Origin of the sequence: Paracoccus jiaweipingae (genome assembly GCF_044335505.1) — a bacterium.
GTDB lineage: Bacteria > Pseudomonadota > Alphaproteobacteria > Rhodobacterales > Rhodobacteraceae > Paracoccus.
Genome location: NZ_JBISBS010000001.1, coordinates 655,967 through 681,904 on the forward strand (window position 1 = coordinate 655,967; position 25,938 = coordinate 681,904).

Below are 25,938 nucleotides of genomic sequence, written 5' to 3' on the forward strand. Positions count from 1 at the left end.
TGGTTTGGGGTATTTGGGCAACGAAGATGCCTGTTACCCCAGCATCCGGCGGATGTCGGCGGGGGTGGCGCCCCCGGCCCGTAACTGGCGCAGGGCGCGGGCATTGTCGCGCTTGGCCAGCCGCTTGCCCGCCGGGTCGCGGATCAGCCGGTGGTGGTGATAGGCGGGGATGGGCAGGTCCAGCAGGCGTTGCAGCAGAACGTGTATCCAGGTCGAGGCAAACAGGTCGCGCCCGCGCGTGACCAGCGTGACGCCCTGCGCGGCATCGTCGATGACCACCGCCAGATGATAGGATGTGCCCATGCCGCGCCGCGACAGGATGACATCGCCAATGCCCGCCAGAAAACCCGCGCGGTCCAGCCGCTGTGGCTGGCCCTGTTCGTCAAAGCCAAGCTGATCACAGGCCAGCCTGTCGAACGCCGCCGCCGCGTTCAGGCGGATCACGTCATCCGGTCCGGCATCGGCCATCGGGCGTATGCGGCAGGTGCCGGGATAGATCAGCCCGTCCGGCCCATGTGGCAGACAGCCCTCTTGCGGGGCGGACAGGGCGGCGCGGATATCGCCGCGGCGGCAGCGGCAGGGATAGGTCAGCCCCATCGCCGTCAGCCGGTCGATCGCCTGCTGATAGGCGGGCAGGCGGTCGGACTGGCGCATGACCGGTTCGGGCCAGTCCAGCCCCAGCCAGTGCAGATCCTGAAAAATCGCGGTTTCATAGGCGGGGCGGCAACGGTCGCGGTCGATATCCTCGATCCGCAGCAGGAACCCGCCGGGGCTGGCCAGCCGCGCCGCCGTCAGGGCGGCCAGCGCGTGACCCAGATGCAAATACCCGGTGGGCGAAGGGGCAAAGCGGGTTACTGTGCCGCCAGCCATGTCGTGAAATCCTGCTTGGCGCGGGCGGTATAGGCCGGATAGCGCTGTTTGCGGCCCCGGCGCCCGCCCTTGGCGTCGACCGGCGGGAACAGCCCGAAATTGACATTCATCGGCTGAAACGTCCTGGCCTCGGCGCCGCCGGTGATGTGGTTGATCAGCGCGCCCATCGCGGTGGTCAGGGGTGGCGGCGCCAGATCCTGTCCCAGCGCCTGTGCCGCCGCCATGCGCCCGGCCAGCAGGCCCATCGCGGCCGATTCGACATAACCCTCGACCCCGGTGACCTGACCGGCAAAGCGCAGGTTGGGCCGCGCGCGCAGCCGCATCCGGTCGTCCAGCAGGGTGGGGCTGTTCAGAAAGCTGTTGCGGTGAATGCCGCCAAGCCGGGCGAAGGCGGCATTTTGCAGCCCCGGAATGCGGCGAAACACCCCGGTCTGCGCGCCATATTTCATCTTGGTCTGGAAGCCCACAATATTATACAGTGTTCCCAGTGCGTTATCGCGGCGCAGCTGAACCACGGCATAGGGCTTTTCGGTGGGATTATGGGGGTTGGTCAGGCCGACCGGCTTCATCGGACCAAAGCGCAGCGTGTCGCGGCCACGTTCGGCCATGACCTCGATCGGCAGGCAACCGTCGAAATAGCCTGCGGTCTCGCCCTCGTGAAATTCGGTCTTTTCGGCGGCCAGCAGGGCGTCGATGAAGCCCTCGTAATCGTCGCGGGTCATCGGGCAGTTGATATAGGCGGTGCGTTCGGCCTCGGTCTCGCCCTTGTCATAGCGGGACTGGCGCCAGCAGATCCCCATGTCGATGCTGTCGGCATGGACGATGGGGGCGATGGCGTCGAAAAACGCCAGCGAATCCGTGCCCGTCTGTGCCCGGATCGCCCCGGCCAGCGCGTCCGAGGTCAGCGGCCCGGTGGCGATGATCCAGTTGCCGTCATCGGGCAGGGCGGTGATTTCGCCGGGCTGAAGGCTGATCAGCGGGTCGTCGCGCAAAGCCTGCGTCACGGCGGCGGAAAAGGCATCGCGGTCAACGGCCAGCGCCCCCCCGGCGGGCAGGCGGTGGCGGTCGGCCATGGCCATGATCAGCCCGCCAGCCTGACGCATTTCCCAATGCAACAGCCCGACCGCGTTGTTTTCATCATCATCGCTGCGAAAGCTGTTGGAACAGACCATTTCGGCGCAATCGCCGGTGCGATGGGCAAAGGTTTCCACCTGCGGGCGCATTTCGTGCAGCACCACGGGCACGCCCGCGCGGGCCACTTGCCAGGCGGCCTCGGACCCGGCAAGTCCCGCGCCGATGATGTGAACCGGTTCCATGGCTGACCCCTTTGCAAGCTGGTTCGTAGCAAGCCGGTCTGGTATCAGTCACGGCGCCTTCGCTCAAGGGGACAGCTGATGGATCAGTCCGAAAACACCGCTGGCGACCCGGCGGCCCTGTCCGCCCCCAAGGGGGTGAACCCGGTCGCGCCTCATGCCGTTCGGATGGCCGAACTGCTGCGCCGGGTGCTGCGCCCCGGCGATAAAGTGCTGGATCTGGGGGCCGGGTTGGGGCTGACCAGTATTGCCGCCGGTCAGGTGGTCGGGGTTGGCAATGTCACCCCGGTCGAGCCTGACCCGGCGCTGGTCCTGCATCTGCGCCGCAACCTGCGCGCGGCATTCGGGCAGGGGGTGCATGTGATGCCGGTGCGGCTGCGCCCCGAGACCGACAGCGATAGTGGCAGCGATGCCGCGCCGGACGCCGCCCCGACGCGGCGCCTGTCGCGGTTGCTGCGCCGGTCGGGGGCGAATGTGCTGGTGCTGAATATCGGCGGGGCTGAACAGGCACTGCTGGAACAGCCGATCCCCGCCGAACTGCGCGCCATTGTCGTGCGCCTGCATCCCTGGATTTATGGCCGCATTGCCTTTCACCGCATCCTGTCACGGTTCGAGCGCAGTGGCTGGCACATTCTGGGCGAGGCACAGGAAACGGCCGAAGTCGCGCTGATCCGGGGCGATGCGGCACAGGGGGCGGGCGCATGAAAAAGGGGCAGCGCCGACTGGCACTGCCCCGGAATGTGACGCGCAGGGCGTGACTTATTCGGCGGCCTCTTCGGCAGCGGCCTCTTCACCGGCTTCCTCGGCTTCCGAGGACATCAGCGCCGACGGGGCGGTGATGTTGGCGATCACGAAGTTGCGATCGACCAGTTTGCGGGTGCCTTCGGGCAGCACGATGTCGTCGATATGGATGGTGTCACCGATCTGCTTGCCGTCCAGATCCACGGTCAGGTGGTCGGGGATGTCACCGGCGGTGACTTTCAGTTCGACCTCGTTGCGCACAACGACCATGGTGCCGCCTTTTTTCAGGCCGGGGCACTTGTCTTCGTTGATGAACTCGACCGGGATGAACAGGTTCACACGGCTGGTGCGGCGCAGGCGCATAAAGTCGATATGCGTCGGCAGGTCCTTGACCACGTCTTTCTGAACCGCACGGCAGATGACGCGAACGTCTTCCTGACCTTCGACCTGAAGGTTCCACAGGGTCGACATGAAGCGGCCCTGACGCAGCTTGGTCAGCAGATAGTTAAAGTCGAACGCGATGGGTTGCGCGTCCTTGTGGTCACCATAAACGATGCCGGGCACTTTGCCTTCGCGGCGGGATTGACGAGCGGCCCCCTTGCCTGTCCCCGTCCGTGCCTCGGCCACCAGATTCGGAATCTCTTTGGCCATAGTTTGGTCCTTCATGTTAAAAACGGCGGCCATCCTCCAAGGGTGTCGGGCCGCAAGGCTGCGCCCTTAGCATGGATCGCGGCGGAAGGAAAGCCGCGATCCGTGCGATGGCGCCGAAGGCCGGGGGTCAGGAATAGCAGGTGGTAAACCCCTCGGGCAGCAGCACGTTATGCCGCCCGACATTGCGGATGTCGCGTTCGCCGCACAGCGCCATGGTGGTGTCCAGCTCTTTGCGGATCACCTCAAGCGCCGTGGTGACGCCGGCCTGACCCATCGCCCCAAGCCCATAGACGAAGGCCCGCCCGATATAGGTGCCGGTGGCGCCAAGGGCCAGCGCCTTCAGCACGTCCTGTCCGCTGCGGATGCCGCTGTCCATGTGGATTTCCACCTGATCGCCCACCGCCTGCACGATGCGCGGCAACATGCGGATAGAGGACAGCGCCCCGTCCAGCTGGCGCCCGCCATGGTTGGACACCACAATCGCATCGGCCCCGAAATCGGCGGCCATGCGGGCATCGTCTTCGTCCAGAATACCTTTCAGGATCAGCTTGCCGCCCCACAGGTCGCGGATGCGGGCGATCTTGTCCCAGTCAAGGCGCGGGTCGAACTGTTCCGCCGTCCAGCTGGACAGGTTGGCCGCGTCGGTCACCCCCTTGGCATGGCCGACGATATTGCCAAAGAAGCGCCGCTTCGTTTGCAACATTCCCATCCCCCAGCGCCATTTCGTCGCCAGGTTCAGCAGCGTGGGCAGGGTCAGCCTGGGCGGGGCGGACAGGCCGTTTTTCAGGTCCTTGTGGCGCTGGCCAAGGATTTGCAGATCCAGCGTCAGCACCAGCGCCGAACAGCCCGCGACCTTGGCGCGGTTGATGATCGCTTCCAGAAAATCCTGATCGCGCATGACGTAAAGCTGGAACCAGAAGGGCCGGGTGGTCTGCGCGGCGACATCCTCGATCGAGCAGATGGACATGGTCGACAGGGTGAAGGGGACGCCGAAATCCTCGGCGGCGCGGGCGGCCAGAATTTCGCCATCGGCGTGCTGCATACCGGTCAGGCCGACCGGGGCCAGCGCCACCGGCATGGCGACGCGCTGGCCGATCATGGCGCTTTCGGTGCTGCGGTCGGACATATCGACCGCAACCTTCTGGCGCAGCCGGATCTGTGCGAAATCGCTGGTGTTTTCGGCAAAGGTCTGGCCGGTATAGCTGCCCGATTCCGCATAGTCATAGAACATGCGCGGCGCGCGCCGGCGATAGATCTGTTTCAGATCGTCAATGCAGGTGATCACGGGCATCGCGGTTTCCTTCCCCCAGAACGCAGGCCGCAAACCTAGCAGCGGCGGCTTTGCCAGCGCAACGGCTATTGTGCCGCAGGCGCGGCAGGGGGGGCGGGTGCGGGGCTCGGCGGGCAGGGGGGCTGGCCGGCGGCGCCGCAATCGCCGCCCGCGCCGCGCAGCGCATCGGCCCGTGCCGTCAGGGCGCGGGCGCGCGCGGCAAGGTCGGTCGGCGCCGGGGTGGCCTGACGGGTGCGTTCGGCACTGGACTGCACGCGCTGGCGCTGCGCAGCCAGTTCGGCCCTGACGGTGTCGGGACTGTCGGCGGACCCGGTGGCCATGTGTGGCTCGGCCAGCAGCTGTTCCATCGGCAAAAGCCGCGGGTAATCGCCGGCCTGTGGCGTGCCGCCGCATCCGCCAAGCGCTGTCAGCACCAGCACCGTCACCCCCAGACCCCGCATCCGCGCATCCTTTCCGTTACCCTGCGCGCCAGATTAGGGGCGCGCGCCGCCAAGGGCAATGTGACGGCTTTCCCCCGCCCGCAATCCACCCTAGATTGCGGGCATGGCACGCACGACAGGTTCCCGCGCTGACATCACCGGTCCCCTGATCCGCGAACAGGCGCGCAAGCTGTTCGCGCGTCACGGTTTTGCCGCTGTCACCATGCGCCAGATCGCGGCGGCGGTGGGGGTGCAGGCAGGCACGCTTTACGCCTATACCGCCGATAAAGAGGCACTGCTGTTCGACCTGTTGCGCAGCCATATGCAGGACCTGCTGGCGCAATGGCGCGACCCGGTTCAGGACGGCCCGGTGGCGCGGCTACAGGCGTTTTCGCGCTTTCACATCGCCACCAGCCTTGACCACCCCGAGGCGGTGTTTCTGTCCTATATGGAGCTGCGCAACCTGTCGCCCGCCAATCACACCGCCATCGCCCGGCTGCGCCGCGATTACGAGGACGCGCTGGAGGTGATCCTGCGCGACGGCGCGCAGGCCGGGGTAATGCGCATCGACGATGCGCGGCTGACGACCATGGCGCTGATCGCGATGCTGACCGGGGTGACGAACTGGTATCGCGAGGGCGGGCGCCTGGACCGCGCCGCCGTGCAGGCGCATTACTGGACGCTGGTGCGCGGGGCCGTCGGCGCCTGAGGCAAGCGCTTTGCACCACGTTACCGCGCCCCCTTTTCTTTGCCGCCCGCAGCACCGATATTGCGGGGCATGAGCCTGCCACCGTCCTTCCTTGATGAACTGCGCGCCCGTGTCCCGATCAGCCGGATCATCGGGCGCAAGGTGGTGTGGGATCAGCGCAAATCCAATCAGGCGCGCGGCGACTGGTGGGCGCCATGCCCGTTCCATCAGGAAAAGACCGCCAGCTTTCACTGTGACGACCAGAAGGGCTTTTATTACTGCTTTGGCTGTCACGCCAAGGGCGATGCGCTGACCTTCCTGCGCGAGGCCGAGGGCATGGATTTCATGGAAGCCGTGCGCGTCATGGCCGCCGAGGCCGGGATGAGCCTGCCCGAACGCGACCCGCGCGCGGCACAGCGCGCCGATCACCGCACGCAACTGGCCGAGGTGATGGAGCAGGCGGTGCGCTGGTTCCGGCTGCAACTGAACACCGGCGCTGCCGCCGGGGCGCGCGATTATCTGACCCGGCGGGGCTTGGATGCGGCGGCACTTGATCGGTTCGAAATCGGTTTTGCGCCCAATGACCGGCAGGCGCTGTTGCGGGCGCTGCGCGACAAGGGCACCCCCGAGGCGCTGATCGTCGAGGCCGGTCTGGCCGCACGCCCCGATGATGGCGGCGCGCTTTACGACCGTTTCCGGCACCGCATCATTTACCCGATCCGCGACGGGCGGGGCCGGGCCATCGCCTTTGGGGGCCGGGCGATGGACGCGAATGCGCGGGCCAAATACCTTAACAGCCCGGAAACCGCGCTGTTCGACAAGGGCCGCAATCTGTATAACATCGCCCCGGCGCGGGCGGCGGTGGCCAAGGGTCAGCCGCTGATCGTGGCCGAGGGCTATATGGATGTGATCGCCCTGGTCCGCGCCGGGTTCGGGGGCGCGGTGGCCCCGCTTGGCACCGCCATCACCGAGGATCAGCTGCGGCTGATGTGGCGCATCGCCCCCGAGCCGGTGATCATGCTGGATGGCGACGCCGCCGGCCAGCGCGCGGCCATGCGGCTGGTCGATCTGGCGCTGCCAATGACCGGGCCGGGGCAGGCGCTGCGCTTTGTCACCCTGCCGGCGGGGCAGGACCCGGACGACCTGATCCGCGCGCAGGGTGCGGCGGCGATGGCCGGTCTGCTGGCGCAGGCGCGGCCACTGGTTGACCTGTTGTGGCAGCGCGAAACCGAAAACCGGGTTTTCGACAGCCCGGAACGCCGCGCGGCGCTGGACAAGGCGCTGCTGGACGCCACCGCGCGGATCCCCGACGAGATGACGCGCAGCCATTACGCGCAGGAACTGAAGCGCAAGAAATGGGAATTCTTTGCCGCCACACGCGGCGCTGACGGTGCGGGCTGGCGGGGCGGGGCCGGGCGGCAGGGTGCGCTGGCGGCGCGCGGTGCCGGGGCGCGCGGGCCGCGGCACCTTGCGCAGGGCGGGCCGCTGGCACAGACGCGGGCCTCGGCGCTGGTGGCGGCGGGCGATGGCGGCGACGCCCTGCTGGAGGCCGTGGTGCTGGGGCTGTGCGCGCGCTGGCCCGATCTGGCGGCGGAACTGGAGGCCCGGCTGGAACGACTGGACCCGGCTGACCCGGATCGCGGGGCGCTGGTTTACGACCTGCTGACCGGGGGCGACAGCGCGGCGGGGCGGCGTGCCCTTGAACGGATCGGGGGTGATCCCCATGTCGCCTCCAGCCAGATGATCGCGCGCAGCGCCGATGTGGCGCGGCCACTGGTCATCAACGCGCTGGACAAGCTGGAGGCCCGCCGCGCCACCCGCCGCGAAATGTCCCGCGCCGAGGCCGAGATCGCCGGCATGGCCGATGAGGGGCTGACATGGCGGGCACAGCAACTGGCCCGTGCCCGGCAAAATGCCGAGCATCCCGAACTGGCCGATACCAGCGATCTTGGCGAGGATCACGACGCGCTGGCCGACGCGCTGCGCCAAAAGCTGGAGGCGCAGATCTGGCGCAAGCCGGGACGCTGAGGGGCGGGGCCGCGAATCACCATGGCCGGTCGCGCGCGGCACTTGCCCGAATCACCCCCGTATCGTGCGGGGGCTGGAAAAAACCGCGCTTTGGCGGGTTTGACCCCGCCGCGCTTTGGTCTAAAAACCGGCAAATGCGCCCATATGATTCGCGATTCGCGAATCACCCACGAAGGAATCGCTGATGGCCTCGAAGGACGACGATACCAAGCCCGAATCGCAGGACGACGCGCACAGCCTGGACATGAGCCAGGCCGCGGTGAAAAAGATGATCGCCGAGGCACGCGAACGGGGCTTTATCACCTATGATCAGCTCAACAAGGTGATGCCCTCGGACAAGGTCGGCAGCGAGCAGATCGAGGACATCATGTCGATGCTGTCCGAAATGGGCATCAATGTCGTCGAGGAAGAAGAAGCCGAGGATCAGGGCGGCGAGGTCGCGACAACCGATTCCGGCTCGCGCGAGGTGGCGATCGCGCAGACCCAGACCGAAAAGCTGGACCGCACCGATGACCCGGTGCGCATGTATCTGCGCGAAATGGGCAGTGTCGAACTGTTGTCCCGCGAGGGCGAGATCGCCATCGCCAAGCGCATCGAGGCCGGTCGTAACACGATGATCCTGGGGCTGTGCGAAAGCCCGCTGACCTTCAAGGCCATCACCATGTGGCGTCAGGAATTGCTGGACGAAGAGATCCTGCTGCGCGACGTGATCGACCTTGAAACCACCTTCGGCCAGTCGATGGACGACGAAGAGGGCAGCGACGAGGAGGAGCTTGAGGAACAGGACAGCAGCGTCGCCACCCCCGCCGCACCGGCAGCAGAAGCCGATGATGAGGACGAGGACGACGCCGGCAACCTGTCGCTGGCCGCGATGGAAGCGGCGCTGAAGCCCAAGGTTCTGGAAACGCTGGAAGCGATTGCGCTGGGTTACGAAGACCTGGCCGATATGCAGGACCAGCGCATGTCCGCAACCCTGAACGAGGATGACAGCTTCTCGGTCAAGGATGAAACCGCCTATCAGCAGCTGCGCCAGAAAATCGTCAATCTGGTTAACGAACTGCACCTGCATAACAACCGGATCGAGGCGCTGGTCGATCAGTTATATGGTATCAACCGCAGCATCGTCAGCATTGACAGCGCCATGGTCAAACTGGCCGATGCCGCCCGCATCAACCGGCGCGAATTCATCGACGCCTATCGCGGCAGCGAACTGGACCCGACCTGGGTCGACCGCATGTCGGAAAACAAGGGCCGTGGCTGGCAGACCCTGCTGGACAAAACCCGCGAGCAGGTCGAAAAACAGCGTCACGACATGGCCCGGATCGGTCAGCATGTCGGCGTCGATATCGAGGAATTCCGCCGCATCGTGAACCAGGTCCAGCGCGGCGAACGTGAGGCCCGTCAGGCCAAGAAGGAAATGGTCGAGGCGAACCTGCGGCTGGTGATCAGCATCGCCAAGAAATACACCAACCGTGGCCTGCAATTCCTTGATCTTATTCAGGAAGGCAATATCGGCCTGATGAAGGCGGTGGACAAGTTCGAATATCGCCGCGGCTATAAGTTCAGCACCTATGCGACCTGGTGGATCCGTCAGGCGATCACCCGGTCCATCGCGGATCAGGCCCGCACCATCCGCATCCCGGTCCACATGATCGAGACGATCAACAAGCTGGTGCGCACCGGGCGCCAGATGCTGCATGAAATCGGCCGCGAACCCACGCCCGAGGAACTGGCCGAAAAGCTGCAAATGCCGCTTGAAAAGGTTCGCAAGGTGATGAAAATCGCCAAGGAACCGATCAGTCTGGAAACCCCCATCGGGGACGAAGAGGACAGCCAGCTTGGCGATTTCATCGAGGACAAGAACGCCGTCCTGCCGCTGGACAGCGCCATTCAGGAAAACCTGAAAGAAACCACGACGCGGGTTCTGGCCAGCCTGACCCCGCGCGAGGAACGGGTGCTGCGGATGCGCTTTGGCATCGGCATGAACACCGACCACACGCTGGAAGAGGTCGGTCAGCAGTTCAGCGTCACCCGCGAACGCATCCGCCAGATCGAGGCCAAGGCCCTGCGCAAGCTGAAACACCCCTCGCGCAGTCGGAAGCTGCGGTCCTTCCTTGACCAGTAACGCCCCCGATCTGGCCGGTAACGGGCTGGCCTTCCTTGTCTATCGCAGCGAAACCGACATGCCGGTCGGGGGCGAAGCGGTGCGCGCCCTTCTGGAAACCGCGCGCCGCGAAAACCTGCGGCTTGGTCTGACCGGCATCCTGCACCACGAAGAGGGCATCTTCCTGCAATGGCTCGAGGGGCCCGAAGACGCGGTGCGGCAGGTGACGCGGCGGATTTGCGACGATAATCGTCACAGCGGCATGACAGTGCTGATGAAAGGGCCGCTGGACCACCGGCGTTTCTGCGACTGGCGCATGGCCTATTCGACGCAGGAACAGGATTCGATCCTGCAATGGCTGGCGGATCGCAGCGTCTCGACGCTGGCCGGGGACGACCGCCGTCAGGCCATTGCTGACTTTTTGCTGGCCTGTGGGAATGCCGCGACCCGTTAAGGGGCCGTGGCGGTCGGGGCTTATCCGACACGGTCGATATGGTCGGTAAAACGGGTCACGAACCCGTCCAGAAACGATCTGGTCGAATCGCTGCGCAGCTTGCCATCGGCACCCAGCATATCGTCTTTCCACTGCACATAAGCCTCGGGCTGGTGCATCACCAGCATATCCAGATTGACCATCTGGCCGCGCAGATGCGCCTGTGCCACCGCCGTGCCAATGACACCGGGCGAGGTGCCGGTGCAGGCCGCAGGCTTGCCGGACCACGAATTTTCGCCATAGGGCCGGCTGGCCCAGTCAAACGCATCCTTCAGCACCCCCGGAAAACTGCGATTATATTCGGGGCTGACGACCAGAACGCCGTCACTGTTTTCGATTTCGTCTTTCAGGCGCAGGACGGCGGATGGCGGGTTGTCCCACAGATCCTCGTTATAATGCGGCAGATCGGACAGGTCACAGTGGCGAAAGGCCAGCCGGTCCCCGGCCAGATGTTCCAGCACCCCGGCCAGTTTGCGGTTCAGCGACCCCTTGCGCAGCGATCCGACAAGAACAGCGACAGTCTTGACCATTTTTTAACTCCTCGGGCGTATAAGCGATTCCTGAACAGGTAACGCATGGGCGGGAAAGGGGTTTCACGGGTTGCGCCGGACGCACAAAAAGGGAACATTGTCGCCAGCAGGGAAAGGCGATGCATGACGGAACTTGGGCAGGATTGGCGGGCCTTGCTGGCCAATGCCGGTTTTTTACAGGCGGGGCTGGTGGTTCTGGCACTGCTGGCACTGGTGCTGGCGCTGCTGTGGTGGCGCGGGCGGGCGCGTCTGGCGGGGGTGCAGATGCAGCATCAGCTGGCTTTGCGCGATCTGTCCGAGTTGCGTCAGGCGCAGTCCGGGCTTGAGGACCGCCTTGCGGCGGAGGCGGCGCGCGCCGCCGATCAGGCCCTGCGCCTCAGCCGGGCCGAGGCCCTGGCCGATGCCGGCCGCTCGCGCCTGTCCGACCTGACGGGCGAACGTGACAACCTGACCGATGCCCTGCACGAGGCCCGCCAGCGTCTGGCCGGTCTGGAAACCCAGCTTGAAACCACCCGCCTGTCCGCCCGCAAGGATGCCGAGGCTGCGGCCCGCGACATTGCCACCCTGCGCGAATTGCGCGATGAAATGACCGGCCAGTTCCGGCTGATGGCGACTGAAACCCTGCGCCGGCAGGGGGCTGATATGCAAAAAAGCCATTCCGAACAGCTTTCTGCCCTGCTGACCCCTTTCCGCGAACAGGTGAACCGCTTCCAGTCCGAGCTTCAGGCCCGGAACAAGGCCACCGACGAAGAACGCGCCCGCCTGCGCGAGCAGATCGAATTTTTGCACAAACGGTCCGAGGATATCTCGCGCGAGGCGGTGGCCCTGACCCGTGCGCTGAAGGGCGAAAAACAGCGGCAGGGCGCCTGGGGCGAGATGATCCTGGAACGTATCCTCGAAGATTCGGGGCTTGAGGCCGGCACCCATTACACCACACAGGACAGCTGGCGTGACGAGGGCGGCAAGCTGTGGCGGCCTGACGTTGTGGTGCGGATGCCGCGCGCCAAGGTGTTGGTCATCGACAGCAAGGTTTCGCTGAACGCCTATGAAGAATCGGTCAATGCCGAGGATGACACCACCCGCAGCGCCGCCTTGCGCCGTCATGTCGAGGCGATCCGCACCCATGTCAAAACCCTTGCGGCCAAGGGTTATGAACAGATCGACGACGCCTCGGTCGATTATGTCTTGATGTTCATCCCCATTGAGGGCGCCTTTTCCGAGGCGCTGCGCGCCGACCCCGGACTGGCCGCCTTTGCAATGGAAAACCGCATCGGGCTGGCCACGCCTACCACGCTGATGCTGACCCTGCGCACGGTTGAACATATCTGGATGGTCGAAAAACGTGAAAGCAATGCGCTGGCGATCGCACAGCGGGCAGGGGCGCTTTATGACAAGGTGCATGGCTTCCTGTCCTCGATGGAAGATGTCGGTCAGGCACTGGACAAGGCAAGCCGCGCCCATACTACCGCCATGGACCGGCTGACGCGCGGGCAGGGCAATGTGGTCCGACAGGTGCAGCTGCTGCGCGATCTTGGCGCCCGCGCCAGCAAAAAGATCGAGCTTGACCACGACGCACAGGATGACCCGCCACCGCAAATCGGCTGATCTGCCCCGCCCTCGCATTCCCCCGAAAGTCCTGCCCATGTCGCATATTCTGACCATCCACACCCATGGCCCGGCCTGCCACGATATTACCGCACAGGTTCAGGCACTGCTGCCGGCGGCAGATGGCGTCGCGGTGCTGTTTGTGCGCCACAGCTCATGCTCGCTTCTGGTGCAGGAAAATGCCGACCCCGATGTGCGGGCCGACCTGCTGGACTGGCTGAATCGGCTGGCGCCGCGTGCCGATACGCCTGAAATGGGATGGGTGCGCCACCGGGACGAGGGGCCGGATGACATGCCCGCGCATCTGAAAGCCGCCCTGCTGCCGGTCAGCCTGACCCTGCCGGTGCAGGCGGGGCGGCTGTTGCTGGGGACGTGGCAGGGCATCTTTCTGGTCGAACATCGCGACCACCCGCATCGCCGTCAGGTCACGCTGTCCTTCCTGCCGGGCTGAGTCGCGAATGCAACAGATCGCCCCCATCATCTTGGGGGCAGGGGATTGCGCCTACCCAAGACCTCGCGGCTGACCTATAGTCGCGGTGAAACATCATCGGCCCATGTCCAGATGAGGGATAAAGATGCGCTGCCCGTTTTGCGGAAATGTCGATACGCAGGTCAAGGACTCCCGCCCGGCCGAGGATAACGTCGCCATTCGCCGGCGCCGTTTCTGCCCGGCCTGCGGCGGTCGTTTTACGACTTACGAACGCGTCCAGCTGCGCGACCTTGTGGTGGTCAAAACCAATGGCCGGCGCGAGGATTTCGACCGCGACAAGATGTCCCGCTCGATCCGCATCGCCATGCAAAAGCGCCCGGTCGAGCCAGAGCGGATCGAACAAATGATCTCGGGCATCGTGCGGCGGCTGGAAAGCATGGGCGATACCGACATCCCCTCCAAGGTCATCGGTGAAATCGTGATGGAGACGCTGGCCCGGATCGACACCGTTGCCTATGTGCGGTTTGCCAGCGTTTACAAGAACTTCCAGGACCCGGACGATTTCGACCGCTTCGTGTCCGAACTGCGCCCGGCCCCCTTGGGCGAATGAGGCCGGACGACACACGCCACATGGCCCATGCGCTGGTTCTTGCGCGGCGCGGGCTGGGGAATGTCTGGCCGAACCCGGCGGTGGGCTGTGTGATCGTCAACAATGGCCGCGTGGTTGGCCGGGGCTGGACACAGCCCGGTGGCCGCCCCCATGCCGAACCGGTGGCGCTGGCACAGGCCGGGGCGCTGGCGCGCGGCGCGACGGCCTATGTCACGCTGGAACCCTGTTCCCATCACGGGCGTACCCCGCCCTGCGCCACGGCGCTGATCGGCGCTGGCGTGGCGCGGGTGGTGGTGGCGCTGACCGACCCCGACCCCCGCGTCTCGGGGCGCGGGCTGGCCATGCTGCGCAGCGCCGGGGTCGAGGTCACCGAGGGTGTCCTGCACGATCAGGCCCGCCAGCTTCAGGCGGGGTTCCTCAGCCGGATCACCCGCCAGCGACCCTTCGTGACGCTGAAACTGGCAACCAGCTTTGACGGGCGCATCGCCACCGCCAGCGGCGACAGCCAGTGGATCACCGGGCCTCAGGCCCGCCGTCAGGTGCACGCACTGCGCCTTGGCCATGATGCGGTCATGGTCGCGGGCGGCACCGCACGGGCCGACGCCCCGGCGCTGAATGTCCGCGGCATTGGCGCGCGGCACCAGCCGGTGCGGGTGATCGTGACGCGCGGTGACATACCAGACCTGCCCCGTGGCGCAGGCTTCGGACCGCTTTGGCATGTGACCGCCCACGGGCAGGGCGACTGCGACCTGCGCCTGACCGTCGACGAAACCCCGCAAGGTCTGGACCCGCAAGGGGTTATGCAGGCGCTGGCAGCACAGGGCCTGACCCGCATTTTCTGCGAGGGCGGCGGCCAGTTCGCGGCCAGCCTGCTGCGCGCCGGTCTGGTCGACGAACTGATCGGCTTTACCGCTGGCCTTGTCATCGGCGGCGATGCCCGCCCGGCCATTGCTGCGCTGGGGCTGGCAGGGCTGGCCTCGGCCCCGCGCTTTAATCTGGTCGAAAGCCGCCGGATCGGACCCGATCTGTTCCACCGCTGGCGACCCCGCGCCTGATTCTGCGCCTCGCTTCTGTCCCAAATACCTCGGGGTGAGCCGCGCAGCGGCGAGGGGCGGCGCCCCTCAGCCCCCGCGCCCCAAACGCGCCACGCCTTACAGGTGATCGCCGCCAATCGCGTTGGAAAACGCGCTGCGATAGAGGCCCGACAACACCGCCAGATCAGCGCAATCGCCGCCAAGGTCGATCATCTCACCGCCGAACTGGCCCACCTGTTGCGCCGGGATGCCAGCGGTCTGGGCTGCGGCCAGCAGTGCCTGCCCCTGCCCGGGCCGGCAGGCCAGCAGGTAACGCGCCTGATCCTCGCCAAACAGCGTCGGGATGTCGCCGGCTTCCAGCCGCAGGCCAATGCCCGCCGCCTCGGCCATTTCGAACGCGGCCAGCGCCAGACCGCCATCAGACAGATCCGTCGCCGCCACGACCAGCTTGCGTTGGGCGCGCAGGAAATCGCCATGCGCCGCCTCGGCGGTCAGGTCGACATGCGGCGCATCTCCGGTTTCGATCCCGAACGCCTCATAGGCCAGCGCAGATTGCCCCAGATGCCCGGTCGTGGTGCCGATCACGATCGCCAGATCACCCTCCTGCGGCAGACCGGCAATCAGATCGTCCAGATCGTCCAGCAGGCCGACCGCCCCGATCGTCGGCGTGGGCAGGATGCCCTTGCCGTCGGTCTCGTTATACAGTGACACATTGCCCGACACGATGGGCATATCCAGCGCGGCCACCGCCTGACCGATGCCTTTGATCGCGCCGACGAACTGGCCCATGATTTCAGGCTTTTCGGGGTTGCCGAAATTCAGGTTATCGGTGCTGGCCAGGGGGCGCGCGCCGACGGCGGTCAGGTTGCGATAGGCCTCGGCCACCGCCTGCTTGCCACCCTCGACCGGGTTGGCGCGGACATAGCGGGGCGTCACGTCGCTGGTAAAAGCCAGCGCCTTGTTCGTGCCATGCACCCGCACCACGCCCGCACCCATGCCGGGGCGACGGATGGTGTCGGCGCCGACCTGCGTGTCATATTGCTGCCAGACCCACGCCTTATGCGCGTAATTCGGGCTGCCGATCAGCGCCTTCAGCGCATCCATGGCCGAGATCCGGGGCAGGGGTTGCATCGTTTCGGCGGCGGGGGGTTCCACCCAGGGGCGGTCATATTCCGGCGCGCTCGAGGACAGCTTTGACAGCGGCAGATCGGCCTTTACCGCATTGCCATGCATGATCAGGAAGCGGTCCTCAGCGATGGTTTCCCCGACAATGGCGAAATCCAGATCCCATTTTTCGAAAATGGCGCGGGCCTCGGCCTCTTTTTCGGGTTTCAGGACCATCAACATGCGTTCCTGACTTTCCGACAGCATCATTTCATAGGCGGTCATTGCCGCTTCGCGCGTGGGGACGCGGTCCAGATCCAGCCGGATGCCAAGCCCGCCCTTGTCGCCCATTTCCACGGCGGAACAGGTCAGGCCTGCCGCGCCCATATCCTGAATGGAAATCACGCTGCCCGATGCCATCAGCTCCAGACAGGCCTCAAGCAGGCATTTTTCGGTAAAGGGGTCACCGACCTGAACGGTGGGGCGCTTTTCCTCGATCGTGTCGTCGAATTCGGCGCTGGCCATGGTCGCCCCGCCGACGCCGTCGCGCCCGGTCTTTGCCCCCAGATACACCACCGGCATCCCCACGCCCGAGGCCGCCGAATAGAAAATCTTGTCCGCATCGGCCAGCCCGGCAGCAAAGGCGTTGACCAGGCAATTGCCGTCATAAGCCTCGTGAAAGCGGACCTCGCCGCCCACATTGGGGACGCCGAATGCGTTGCCATAGGCGCCGATCCCCTCGACCACGCCCTTGACCAGATGGGGGGTCTTGGGGTGATCGGTGCGCCCGAAGGACAGCGAATCCATGGCGGCGATGGGGCGGGCGCCCATGGTAAAGACGTCGCGCAAAATGCCGCCAACACCGGTGGCGGCACCCTGATGCGGCTCGATATAGCTGGGGTGGTTATGGCTTTCCATCTTGAAGACCACGGCCTGCCCATCCCCGATATCGACAACGCCGGCATTCTCGCCGGGGCCACAGATCACCTGCGGGCCGCTGGTCGGCAGCGTGCGCAGCCATTTTTTCGAGGATTTATAGGAACAATGTTCGTTCCACATCGCACTGAAAATGCCCAGTTCGGTAAAGCTGGGTTCACGGCCGATGATGTCCAGAATGCGCTGATATTCGTCAGGCTTCAGCCCATGCGCCGCGATCAGGTCTTCGGTGATGTTCGGCTCGTCCATCTTCTGGCCCCTCTGCCCCCAAGTTTACGGTCATTTAAGACCTCGGTGCTAAAGAGGAAAGGCCCCAGTGACGAATCAGGGAAAGGGACAGAAAAATGCAACAAGGCGGCCCAAGGGGCCGCCATGCGCGGGGCAGGTGCCCCAAGGGCCGGGAATCCGGCGCCTGTGCCAGGCTTATTCGGCGTTCAGCAGCAGCGAGAAGTCGACCGGCTTGCTGGCCTTGCGCGCCGCATTGCGGGTCAGTCCGGCAGTCACGGTATAGGTGCCGGTCTGGGTCAGGGTCAGGGGCTGATCAGCCACCAGCAATTCGTTCACCGGAGCGGTGATCCAGGCTTCGAAGCCAGCCGGGGCGTCCATCATCGGGGTCACGACCTGACCTTTCTTGCCGTTGAAGGTCCAGGTGCAGGTGCCGGACCCCATGATCCGGCCCGACATATTCGCGGTGCCGTCGACAAAGGCGCCGCTGCCTTCGCAAATGGTGCCAGCGGTGCTGCCGGCTTTGGTCGCGGGCTGGCTGACCGGCGCGGCGGCGGCGGATGCACCATTGCGCACGCGGACGGTCATGGCAAAATCGGCGGCCTTGCCCTTGCGGGCCATGGCGCGCGGCTGAAGCACCCGGATGGTGTATTGCCCCGATTGCGGCAGGACCAGATCTTCGGCGGCCAGCATATGCTCGACCGGGGCGACGACATGGGCCTCGACATTGCCGGACCGGCCCATATCGACCGACAGAACCTGCCCTTTGCGCGCGGTCAGGGTATAGTCGCAGGTGTCATAACCCGACACCGTTCCCCGCACGGTGCCGTGGTCGGAACCGCTTTGAAACCGGACTTCGCCGCCGCAGCCGGCAAAGGCGCTGCCGGCGCCAAGCGTGGTCAGAATGACAGCGGCAAGGGCCGGTTTGGAAAGCTGGAAGGACATCGGTGGCTCCTGTATAAGATAAACCGGCATGGCCGGATGGACGTGGTATCAATGTTATATAATGTCATCCAGTTCCCTGACCTGCACGTCTTCGTGAGAGCGTCGTGATTTATTCCGTTTTTCAGATGTTTATACCGCATTCTGATATCTGGAAGGCTTCCGTGTCGCGATGCGTTGCGCGACTTGGCCCGCGCCAGCCATCCGCATTACCGGGGCAGCCCTTTGGCGCCCCTGTCAGCGCCATTGCCAAGGCAGGGCGTTGACCAGCGCCTGGGCTGGGGCGGTCGGGTTGTGCCGACGATGAACAGGCCCACCGGTGACATCACCGCGTGCCTGACAAGGCGGTGCATCACTATCCCACCAATCATGGCCCACGGTGGCGGGGCCAGATCGGGTCACGCCCGGCGCTGACGCCCGCTGGTTTTGGCGAAGATATCCAGACCACAGGCATGACCGGGGCAGATATGGCAATGGGCAATCTGTTCCGGCTGGGGGCGCGCTGATCAAGTTTTGTCAGGCGTGGCAGCCCTGCTGGAAATGCGCCAGCGTTTCGAATGGCCTGCCATGGTCAGGTATCGTGGCCTTCCGGCTGGGATGACCGGGTGCGCCAGCCGGGGCTGGCGCCGCGGATGGCCCGCCCGCGCAGACGGACGGGACGCTGCGCCGTATTTGGCATCTGCTTCAGGCCGCGCCGCTGGACAGTGCTAAGCAGTCGGACATGGCCGCGCTGGCTGGTTTGCCCGACAACGGGCCTGCGATGGCCCGCAAGCGTCTGGACAGCGGCGGGGTCGGGGGCTGGCAATGCCATCTGACCGCAGTGCCGCCCACGCCCCGGCCCGATGCGGCGCCTGACCGCCCGTGACAGGCGGTCAGATCAACACGCAGTGCAGAACCGGCGGCCCGTCTGACCGGGCCGTCCGGCTTAACCAATGCGCAGCATCCGGTGCTTTTTCTTCCCGATCGAGACCTTCATCCCATCACCGATCATATCCGCATCGACCATCGCCTGCGGGTCGGTGACCGGCGCGTTGTTCAGCCGCAAACCGCCCTCGGCGATCAGGCGCTTGGCCTCTTTCCCCGAGGCAGTCAGCCCGCTTTGCACCAGCGCCTGCACCACCGACAAGCCATCCGACAAAGCGTCGGCAGGCAGCAGCGCGACCTCCAGATCGCCGCCGGCACCGCCCTGTTCAAACACCTGGCGGGCGGTGGCTTCGGCGCTGGCGGCGGCATCGGCGCCATGCAGCAGGGTGGTGACGGCATTGGCCAGAATGACCTTGGCGCCGTTGATCTCGGACCCTTGCAGGGCGCCAAGGCGGTCGCATTCCTCCACCGGCAGTTCGGTATACAGCTTCAGGAAGCGGCCCACATCGGCATCGGTGGTGTTGCGCCAGAACTGCCAGAATTCGTAAGGCGACAGCATATCGCCATTCAGCCAGATCGCACCCCCGGCAGATTTGCCCATCTTGCGCCCGTCCGAGGTGGTCAGCAACGGGCTGGTCAGGCCCCAGATCTCGGCATCCAGCACCCGGCGGGTCAGGTCGATGCCGTTGACGATATTGCCCCACTGGTCGGAGCCGCCCATCTGAAGGCGGCAACCATACCTGCGGTAAAGTTCCAGAAAGTCATAGGCTTGCAGGATCATATAGTTGAATTCAAGGAAAGACAGCGACTGTTCGCGGTCCAGCCGTGATTTCACCGATTCAAAGGACAGCATCCGGTTGACGCTGAAATGGCGCCCGATATCGCGCAGAAAGTCGAGGTAATTCAGCCCGTCCAGCCATTCGGCATTGTCCAGCATCAGCGCCTTGTCATCGCTGTAATCCAGATAGCGCGCAAAGACCTTGCCCATACCGTCGATATTGGACCGGATCGCGGCCGCATCCAGCAGCGGGCGTTCATCGCTGCGGAAGGACGGATCGCCCACCTTGGTGGTGCCGCCCCCCATCAGCGTGATCGGGCGGTTGCCGGTTTTCTGAAACCAGCGCAGCATCATGATGTTCAGCAGATGCCCCACATGCAGGCTGGCCGCCGTCGCGTCATAGCCGATATATGCCGTCACCGGCCCCTGACTGAGGGCATCGTCAAGCGCCTGATAATCGGTGCAGTCGGCCAGATAGCCACGCTCGATCATCACGCGCATGAACTCTGATTTGGCATGATAGGTCATCGGCTTTCTCCTTGTGATAAAGGCGGATATAGCTGTCGCACCAACAAAGGGGAAGGCGTGATGCTGGCTTTGGGGATGATGTCGGGAACCTCGCTGGACGGGGTGGACGCGGCGCTGATCGACACGGATGGCCAGCTGATCCACGGCTTTGGCGCGGCGGCCTTTCGCGCCTATTCCGCGGATCAGGCCGGGGTGCTGCACGCGGCGCTGGGGTGCTGGCCCGGCGATCCGGGTGTGGCCGGGGCCGGGGCGATCATTCGCGACAGCCATGCCGGGCTGGCGGCACAGTTTCCGCAGGCCGGGGTGATCGGCTTTCACGGTCAGACGCTGGCCCATGACCCGGACCGGGGCCGCAGTCATCAGGCTGGCGATGGCGCCGCGCTGGCCCGTCAGACCGGGCGCCCCGTGGTCTGGGATTTCCGCCGCGAGGATCTGCGCCGGGGCGGGCAGGGGGCGCCACTGGCGCCGTTCTTTCACTTTGCCTGTGCGAAATGGGCGGTGGCCAATGGTCATCTTGAACCGGCCCCGGTCGCCTTCCTGAACCTTGGCGGCGTTGGCAATATCACATGGCTTGACCCGCGCGCCCCCACCCCCGAGGCCGAGGGCGCCTGTCTGGCCTTTGACACCGGACCCGCCAATGCCCCGATCAACGACCTGATGCGCCTGCGGCGGGGCCAGTCGCATGATGCGGGCGGGGCGCTGGCCATGGCGGGGGTGGCGGATGAACAGGTGGTGGCGGCCTGTCTGCGGCACCCCTATTTTCACCGTTCGCCGCCCAAATCGCTGGACCGCGATGCGTTTACCGGCCTGCCTGCGGCGGTGGCGCAACTGTCGGATGCCGATGCCGCCGCCACGCTGGTTGCGGTCGCGGCGGGGGCGGTCGCGGGGGGCATGGCGTGGTGTCCAAGCCCGCCCGCGCGGGTTCTGGTCTGTGGCGGCGGGCGCCATAACGCGGCGCTGATGGCGGCGCTGCGCCGGGCGCTGCCCGTCCCCGTTGCCCCGGTCGAGGCTGCGGGGCTGAATGGCGACATGCTGGAGGCACAGGCGTTTGGCTGGCTGGCGGTGCGGGTGCTGCGCGGGTTGCCGACCTCGGGACCTGCGACCACCGGGGCGCCGGCGCCGGTCTGCGGGGGCCGTATCAGCCACCCGCGCTGATGGTGCCGCGCGGGTTTGGCAATTTCCCGCCGATCGCGGTGAAATCAGTGTGGAACGCTTCGGGCCGCGCGGCGTTAGCTTCCCGATGGCAGGGACGACCTGCCGCGAGATGACTGCCAAAAGGACTGTAAGTGTTATGAATAAGTTTGTGATTGCCGCCACCTCGCTGGTTCTGGCCTCGGGCGCTGCCTATGCCCAGGATGCCGCCAAGACCGAAGATCCTACCCTGATGCAGCAGGCCGAAACCGCCGCGCAGCAATCGGCTGCCGAGGCTGAAAAAGCCGCCGAAGCCGCCGGTGCCGCCGTTGAAAACGCTGCCGACAGCGCCGCGGATGCGACCGCTGATGCCGCCGACGCGGCTGCCGATTCTGCCGAAAAAGCGGCGGACAGCGCAGCCGAGGCCGCCGATGCCGCAGCTGACGCCGCTGATGAAACCATGGCCACGGGGGGTCAGGGCACCGCTGCCGACGCCCCGATGACCGAGGGCAACACCACCACCATGCCCGCCGGCGAAACGCCGATGGCCGCTGACGCCCCCGCCGTTGTCGCAGACCCGGCGCTGGTCGAAAAAGCCACCGGCAAAGCCGCCGTGGTCACCGCTGAAAACCCCGGTATGCTGGGTTCGTGGATCATGAACCGCCATATCTGGACCACCAACCAGCCCTCGGACAGCGCGATGATCGAAACCGCCCCGGCCGAGCGCCCGGCTGAATGGTCCGACATTGCCAAGGTCGATGATCTGGTCATCGACAAGAACGGCGATCTGGTCGGCTATGTTGCCGATATCGGGGGCTTCCTGGGCATTGGTGCCAAGCAGGTTCTGCTGGGGGCTGACCAGTTGGGCTTTATGCAGATCGGTGATGATGCCTTCTATGTCACCAACATGACCAAGGAAGAACTGGAAGCGCTGCCGGATTTCGACAAGCAGATCGTGATGCAGTAAGCCAAGCGTTCTGAACGCTGTGCGATTGGGGTGCCCTTCGGGGCGCCCCTTTTTGTCATGGATCACGTTGACGGTAAAAACCCCGCCGAACCCGGTTCGGGCCTTCCCGGTTCGGGCCTTCAAGGCGCGCGCGGGGTCGGGAAGGTGGCGCGGGGGTGTCAGCCGCCGGTATGGCTCATGTGGCGGGACATCTGGCCTGCGATCACCTGCCGGGAATAGTCGAAATCATGCCCCTTGGGTTTGCGCGCAATGGCGTCGCGGATCGCGGCCAGCAGCGGCGCGTCGTCATGGGGGTGGTCGCGCAGCGGCGCGCGCAGATCGGCGCGGTCCTCTTGCCCGAGGCAGGTGAAAATCTCGCCGGTGCAGGTGATGCGCACGCGGTTGCAGCTTTCGCAGAAATTATGCGTCATCGGGGTGATGAAACCGACCTTCTGCCCGGTCCGGTTCAGCCGGACATAGCGCGCCGGCCCGCCGCTGCGTTCGGCGGAATCGGTCAGCCCGTAGTGCTGGTCCAGCCGCGCGCGCAGGTCCGACAGCGGCCAGTACTGGTCCAGCCGGTCCTCGCCGCCGATATCGCCCATGGGCATGACCTCGATGAAGGTCAGGTCAAAGCCCTGTTCGCCGCACCAGTCGACCAGTGTGAACAGCTCGTCCTCGTTAAAGCCTTTCAGCGCCACGGTGTTGATCTTGACCCGCAGCCCGGCATCGCGGGCGGCCCGCAGCCCGTCCATCACCTGCGCCAGGCGGCCCCAGCGGGTGACCTGCGCGAAACGGTCGGCATCCAGCGTGTCCAGCGACACATTCACCCGGCGCACGCCGCAATCGGCCAGTTCATGCGCGAAACGCGACAACTGGCTGCCATTGGTGGTCAGCGTCAGCTCGTCCAGCCCCTGACCCAGATGCCGCGAGGCCGTGCGAAAGAACGACATGATCCCGCGCCGGACCAGCGGCTCGCCCCCGGTGATGCGCAGCTTGCGCACCCCCAGGCCGATAAAGGCCGAACACATGCGGTCCAGTTCCTCAAGCGTCATCAGGTCTTTCTTGGGCAGAAACTGCATATGTTCCGCCATGCAATAGGTGCAGCGGAAGTCGCAGCGATCCGTCACCGATACCCGAAGATAGGTGATTGGACGGGCGAAAGGGTCGATAAGCGGCGCGTGTTCCATGCCGCCATTTTATGGTGCGACCGCTAACAGGGCAAGCGGAACCGGCGGGCTGCGCCGCCGTGTCGCGGGGTTGTGACAGCGCCGGCCCGGCGCGGGCAGGGGCGCGCGGGTGGGAATGGTTGCCGCAGCCGTCGCGGGCGGCTAACCTGCCGCCAAGCCGCCGCCCCAGCCAGACCGGAGATGCCGATGCCCGCCCCCCATCCCGATGCCCCCGATTCCTGTGCGCCCCGTCCCGATCCCACCTGTTCCGGGACCGGCCGTCGCCGCGCCCTGCCGCCGCGCCGCCTGTCACCGGCGCTGGCGCTGCTGATACCGGCGCTGGCGCTGGCGGCCTGCACCGAGGCCGCGCAGATCGTCAAGGCACCGGCGACGCCGGACGCAACCGCCGCCGCCAGCCCGGCCCCGGTCAGCCCCGCAAAGGCCGCGGCAGATGCCGAGCGTGTCGCCGCCGATACCGTGACCAAGGCGCCCCGGCCCCGCGCCTCGGCCCGCACGGCGGCCCAGTTCGACACCGTCAGCAAGGAACAGAAAGCCGCCGCCACCAAGGCCCCGGCAATGGCCGAGGTCAGGCTGGGGCGCAGTGTCGCCTCGCTTGGCGACCCGACCGAGGCCGGGCTGTGGGTCAAGACCCCGCTGGTGAAAACCGCCGCGCCGGGCCGGGTGGTGAACCCCGCGAATGGCAAATCGGCCAGGGTGGACCTGAAACCCCTTGGCGGGCCGGTCAGCGCCGGCAGCCAGATCTCGCTGTCGGCGATGCGGCTGCTTGGCATCTCGCTGACCGATCTGCCCGAGGTCGAGATTTTCCGCAACTGAGGTGCGCCGATGAAGATTGCCAGTTTCAACATTAACGGCGTCAAGGCCCGGATCGAGGCGCTGACCGCATGGCTGGCGCAGGCCGAACCCGATCTGGTCGTCCTGCAAGAGATCAAATCCGTTGACGAGGGCTTTCCCAAGACCCATTTCGAGGATCTGGGCTGGACCGTCGAAACCCATGGCCAGAAGGGGTTTAACGGCGTCGCCATCCTGTCGCGCCTGCCGCTTGAGGATGTGACGCGCGGCCTGCCGGGCGATGAGGGCGACGAACAGGCCCGCTATATCGAGGCGACGGTGGTCGGGGACCGCGCTATTCGCATTGCCGGGCTGTATCTGCCCAATGGCAACCCCGCGCCGGGGCCGAAATATGACTATAAACTGGCCTGGATGCAGCGGCTGAACCACCGTGCGCAGGAATTGCTGGCGCTGGAAGTGCCGGTGGTGATGATGGGCGATTATAACGTCATCCCGCAGGCCCGCGACGCCGCCAGCCCGGACAAGTGGCGTGGTGATGCGCTGTTCATGCCTGCCAGCCGCGCCGCGCTGCGGGCGATCGAATATCAGGGCTGGCTGGATGCGATCCGCGACCGCGACCCCTTCGCCACGCGCGGGCCGTTCACCTTCTGGGACTATCAGGCCGGGGCGTGGCCGCGCGATGACGGCATCCGCATCGACCACCTGATGCTGTCGCCGCAGGCCGCCGACCTTTTGCGCGACACCGGCGTCGACCGCGACGCGCGGGCGGGCGACAAACCCAGCGACCATGTTCCGGTCTGGGTCGATCTGGCGGCGTGAAACGGAGGGCGGGCGATGCATGTCTTTATCCTGACCGGGGCCGGGATTTCGGCTGAAAGCGGGCTGGCAACCTTCCGGGCCGAGGACGGTTTGTGGGAAAACCACCCGGTCGAGCAAGTCGCCACCCCCGAAGGTTTTGCCCGCAACCCGCGTCTGGTTCAGGATTTTTATGACATGCGCCGCGCGGCTGCGGCCCGCGCACAGCCCAACCCCGCGCATCAGGCGCTGGCGCGGCTGGCGCAATCGGGGCGGCACCGGGTGACGCTGGTGACGCAGAATGTCGACGATCTGCATGAACGCGGCGGCAGCGCTGATGTCATCCATATGCATGGCACGCTGAATGGCGCGCTGTGCGCGGTGTGTGGGCATCGCTGGCCCGCGCCGGCGGTCATGTCGCCGGCCACCGATTGCCCGTCCTGCGGGGCGATGGCGGGGCGGCCCGATATCGTCTGGTTCGGGGAAATCCCCTATCACATGGACCGGATCGAGGCCGCGCTGGCCGATGCCGACCTGTTTGCGGCCATTGGCACCAGCGGACAGGTCTATCCGGCGGCGGGGTTTGTGCAGGCGGCGCGGGCGATGCGGCTGGACACGGTCGAGATGAACCTGCACCCCACCGGCAGCGGGTTGTTTTCGACGGTCATTCCGGGGCCTGCCTCGGTCACGGTGCCGGGCTGGGTCGATGATCTGCTGGCGCGCGGGGCGTGATTGCGGCGAAAGATCACTTTTTTCGCGAATGCGCCCTTGACGGGCTGCGCGGGCCTGCGTAAACACCCCGTCACCGGAGACGATCCGGGTCTGGTGAGCGGTTGTAGCTCAGTTGGTTAGAGTACCGGCCTGTCACGCCGGGGGTCGCGGGTTCGAGCCCCGTCAACCGCGCCA

The 25,938-nt window shown here is 65.8% G+C and carries 26 protein-coding genes and 1 tRNA gene; 17 read left to right on the top strand and 10 right to left on the bottom strand.

Annotation, left to right across the window (positions count from 1 at the left end; translation table 11 throughout):
* Nucleotides 1-33: 33 nt before the first annotated feature.
* Both gluQRS and trmFO read right to left on the bottom strand, forming a co-directional pair.
* The gene (gene gluQRS / locus ACFXP9_RS03295; RefSeq protein ID WP_397205286.1) at nt 34-870 is read right to left on the bottom strand and encodes a tRNA glutamyl-Q(34) synthetase GluQRS; all 837 of its coding nucleotides are present in this window, start codon (nt 868-870) and stop codon (nt 34-36) included.
* A complete protein-coding gene (gene trmFO / locus ACFXP9_RS03300; RefSeq protein ID WP_397205283.1) occupies nt 852-2,186 on the bottom strand; it encodes a methylenetetrahydrofolate--tRNA-(uracil(54)-C(5))-methyltransferase (FADH(2)-oxidizing) TrmFO in 1,335 nt (444 codons plus the stop codon). The genes gluQRS and trmFO overlap by 19 nt, the downstream gene beginning before the upstream one ends.
* Nucleotides 2,187-2,264: 78 nt before the next feature.
* Here trmFO and ACFXP9_RS03305 point away from each other — a divergent pair, with 78 nt between their 5' ends.
* Entirely contained in the window at nt 2,265-2,888 is a 624-nt protein-coding gene (locus tag ACFXP9_RS03305) for a hypothetical protein (protein WP_397205281.1), read from the top strand.
* Between the two features lie 54 nt (nt 2,889-2,942).
* Here ACFXP9_RS03305 and ACFXP9_RS03310 read toward each other — a convergent pair whose 3' ends face one another.
* The 3 genes from ACFXP9_RS03310 to ACFXP9_RS03320 form a co-directional block, all read right to left on the bottom strand.
* Entirely contained in the window at nt 2,943-3,575 is a 633-nt protein-coding gene (locus ACFXP9_RS03310) for a 50S ribosomal protein L25/general stress protein Ctc (RefSeq protein WP_397205279.1), read from the bottom strand.
* Nucleotides 3,576-3,702: 127 nt separating this feature from the next.
* Nucleotides 3,703-4,866 (bottom strand): alpha-hydroxy acid oxidase, encoded by a 1,164-nt coding sequence (locus ACFXP9_RS03315; protein WP_397205277.1) that lies wholly within the window; start codon nt 4,864-4,866, stop codon nt 3,703-3,705.
* Nucleotides 4,867-4,931: 65 nt separating this feature from the next.
* Nucleotides 4,932-5,306, bottom strand: coding sequence for a hypothetical protein (locus ACFXP9_RS03320; protein WP_397205275.1), 375 nt, complete (start codon nt 5,304-5,306; stop codon nt 4,932-4,934).
* Nucleotides 5,307-5,409: 103 nt separating this feature from the next.
* On the opposite strand from ACFXP9_RS03320, the gene ACFXP9_RS03325 reads away from it, so the two are divergent.
* The 4 genes from ACFXP9_RS03325 to ACFXP9_RS03340 all read left to right on the top strand — a co-directional run bounded on the left by ACFXP9_RS03325 (nt 5,410) and on the right by ACFXP9_RS03340 (nt 10,559).
* Nucleotides 5,410-5,994 (top strand): TetR/AcrR family transcriptional regulator, encoded by a 585-nt coding sequence (locus ACFXP9_RS03325; RefSeq protein WP_397205273.1) that lies wholly within the window; start codon nt 5,410-5,412, stop codon nt 5,992-5,994.
* A 69-nt stretch (nt 5,995-6,063) separates the two neighbouring features.
* The gene (dnaG, locus tag ACFXP9_RS03330) at nt 6,064-8,001 is read left to right on the top strand and encodes a DNA primase (RefSeq protein ID WP_397205271.1); all 1,938 of its coding nucleotides are present in this window, start codon (nt 6,064-6,066) and stop codon (nt 7,999-8,001) included.
* A 184-nt stretch (nt 8,002-8,185) separates the two neighbouring features.
* Complete coding sequence (gene rpoD, locus ACFXP9_RS03335) at nt 8,186-10,126, top strand: RNA polymerase sigma factor RpoD (protein ID WP_397205269.1); 1,941 nt, start codon at nt 8,186-8,188, stop codon at nt 10,124-10,126.
* Nucleotides 10,116-10,559 (top strand): BLUF domain-containing protein, encoded by a 444-nt coding sequence (locus ACFXP9_RS03340; protein WP_397205267.1) that lies wholly within the window; start codon nt 10,116-10,118, stop codon nt 10,557-10,559. The genes rpoD and ACFXP9_RS03340 overlap by 11 nt, the downstream gene beginning before the upstream one ends.
* 20 nt (nt 10,560-10,579) lie before the next feature.
* Here the strand turns inward: ACFXP9_RS03340 and ACFXP9_RS03345 are convergent, their stop codons facing one another.
* Nucleotides 10,580-11,128 carry an NADPH-dependent FMN reductase gene (locus ACFXP9_RS03345; protein WP_397205265.1) on the bottom strand — a complete coding sequence of 183 codons (549 nt, stop codon included), beginning with the start codon at nt 11,126-11,128 and terminating at the stop codon, nt 10,580-10,582.
* Between the two features lie 123 nt (nt 11,129-11,251).
* Between ACFXP9_RS03345 and ACFXP9_RS03350 the strand changes: the two genes are divergently transcribed.
* From ACFXP9_RS03350 to ribD, 4 genes are all read left to right on the top strand, one after another.
* Nucleotides 11,252-12,733: a DNA recombination protein RmuC gene (locus tag ACFXP9_RS03350; protein ID WP_397205263.1), complete on the top strand. Its 1,482-nt coding sequence runs from the start codon at nt 11,252-11,254 to the stop codon at nt 12,731-12,733.
* A 37-nt stretch (nt 12,734-12,770) separates the two neighbouring features.
* Entirely contained in the window at nt 12,771-13,184 is a 414-nt protein-coding gene (locus ACFXP9_RS03355) for a secondary thiamine-phosphate synthase enzyme YjbQ (RefSeq protein WP_397205261.1), read from the top strand.
* Nucleotides 13,185-13,308: 124 nt separating this feature from the next.
* A complete protein-coding gene (gene nrdR, locus ACFXP9_RS03360; protein ID WP_397205259.1) occupies nt 13,309-13,773 on the top strand; it encodes a transcriptional regulator NrdR in 465 nt (154 codons plus the stop codon).
* The gene (gene ribD, locus ACFXP9_RS03365; protein WP_397205257.1) at nt 13,770-14,828 is read left to right on the top strand and encodes a bifunctional diaminohydroxyphosphoribosylaminopyrimidine deaminase/5-amino-6-(5-phosphoribosylamino)uracil reductase RibD; all 1,059 of its coding nucleotides are present in this window, start codon (nt 13,770-13,772) and stop codon (nt 14,826-14,828) included. Before nrdR ends, ribD begins: the two co-directional genes overlap by 4 nt.
* Nucleotides 14,829-14,924: 96 nt before the next feature.
* Here ribD and purL read toward each other — a convergent pair whose 3' ends face one another.
* Both purL and ACFXP9_RS03375 read right to left on the bottom strand, forming a co-directional pair.
* On the bottom strand, nt 14,925-17,096 hold the full coding sequence (purL, locus tag ACFXP9_RS03370) for a phosphoribosylformylglycinamidine synthase subunit PurL (RefSeq protein WP_397205255.1): 2,172 nt from the start codon (nt 17,094-17,096) through the stop codon (nt 14,925-14,927).
* Between the two features lie 174 nt (nt 17,097-17,270).
* Nucleotides 17,271-18,017, bottom strand: a complete 747-nt coding sequence (locus ACFXP9_RS03375; RefSeq protein ID WP_397205253.1) for a hypothetical protein — start codon at nt 18,015-18,017, stop codon at nt 17,271-17,273.
* Between the two features lie 329 nt (nt 18,018-18,346).
* Here ACFXP9_RS03375 and ACFXP9_RS03380 point away from each other — a divergent pair, with 329 nt between their 5' ends.
* Nucleotides 18,347-18,520 (top strand): MOSC domain-containing protein, encoded by a 174-nt coding sequence (locus ACFXP9_RS03380; RefSeq protein ID WP_397205251.1) that lies wholly within the window; start codon nt 18,347-18,349, stop codon nt 18,518-18,520.
* Nucleotides 18,521-18,735: 215 nt separating this feature from the next.
* Nucleotides 18,736-18,879 (top strand): hypothetical protein, encoded by a 144-nt coding sequence (locus ACFXP9_RS03385; RefSeq protein ID WP_397205249.1) that lies wholly within the window; start codon nt 18,736-18,738, stop codon nt 18,877-18,879.
* Between the two features lie 60 nt (nt 18,880-18,939).
* Here ACFXP9_RS03385 and tyrS read toward each other — a convergent pair whose 3' ends face one another.
* The gene (tyrS, locus tag ACFXP9_RS03390) at nt 18,940-20,184 is read right to left on the bottom strand and encodes a tyrosine--tRNA ligase (protein WP_397205247.1); all 1,245 of its coding nucleotides are present in this window, start codon (nt 20,182-20,184) and stop codon (nt 18,940-18,942) included.
* 60 nt (nt 20,185-20,244) lie between these two features.
* Between tyrS and ACFXP9_RS03395 the strand changes: the two genes are divergently transcribed.
* Nucleotides 20,245-21,339: an anhydro-N-acetylmuramic acid kinase gene (locus ACFXP9_RS03395; RefSeq protein ID WP_397205245.1), complete on the top strand. Its 1,095-nt coding sequence runs from the start codon at nt 20,245-20,247 to the stop codon at nt 21,337-21,339.
* A 136-nt stretch (nt 21,340-21,475) separates the two neighbouring features.
* Entirely contained in the window at nt 21,476-22,282 is an 807-nt protein-coding gene (locus ACFXP9_RS03400) for a PRC-barrel domain-containing protein (RefSeq protein WP_397205243.1), read from the top strand.
* A gap of 158 nt (nt 22,283-22,440) precedes the next feature.
* On the opposite strand, the gene moaA is transcribed toward ACFXP9_RS03400, so the two are convergent.
* Nucleotides 22,441-23,448 carry a GTP 3',8-cyclase MoaA gene (gene moaA / locus ACFXP9_RS03405; RefSeq protein WP_397205241.1) on the bottom strand — a complete coding sequence of 336 codons (1,008 nt, stop codon included), beginning with the start codon at nt 23,446-23,448 and terminating at the stop codon, nt 22,441-22,443.
* A 186-nt stretch (nt 23,449-23,634) separates the two neighbouring features.
* Between moaA and ACFXP9_RS03410 the strand changes: the two genes are divergently transcribed.
* The 4 genes from ACFXP9_RS03410 (at nt 23,635) to ACFXP9_RS03425 (ending at nt 25,938) form a co-directional block, all read left to right on the top strand.
* Entirely contained in the window at nt 23,635-24,261 is a 627-nt protein-coding gene (locus tag ACFXP9_RS03410) for a hypothetical protein (RefSeq protein WP_397205239.1), read from the top strand.
* A 9-nt stretch (nt 24,262-24,270) separates the two neighbouring features.
* The gene (gene xth, locus ACFXP9_RS03415; RefSeq protein ID WP_397205237.1) at nt 24,271-25,056 is read left to right on the top strand and encodes an exodeoxyribonuclease III; all 786 of its coding nucleotides are present in this window, start codon (nt 24,271-24,273) and stop codon (nt 25,054-25,056) included.
* A 15-nt stretch (nt 25,057-25,071) separates the two neighbouring features.
* Entirely contained in the window at nt 25,072-25,764 is a 693-nt protein-coding gene (locus tag ACFXP9_RS03420; protein ID WP_397205235.1) for an NAD-dependent deacylase, read from the top strand.
* 97 nt (nt 25,765-25,861) lie between these two features.
* Nucleotides 25,862-25,938 (top strand) — tRNA-Asp (locus ACFXP9_RS03425).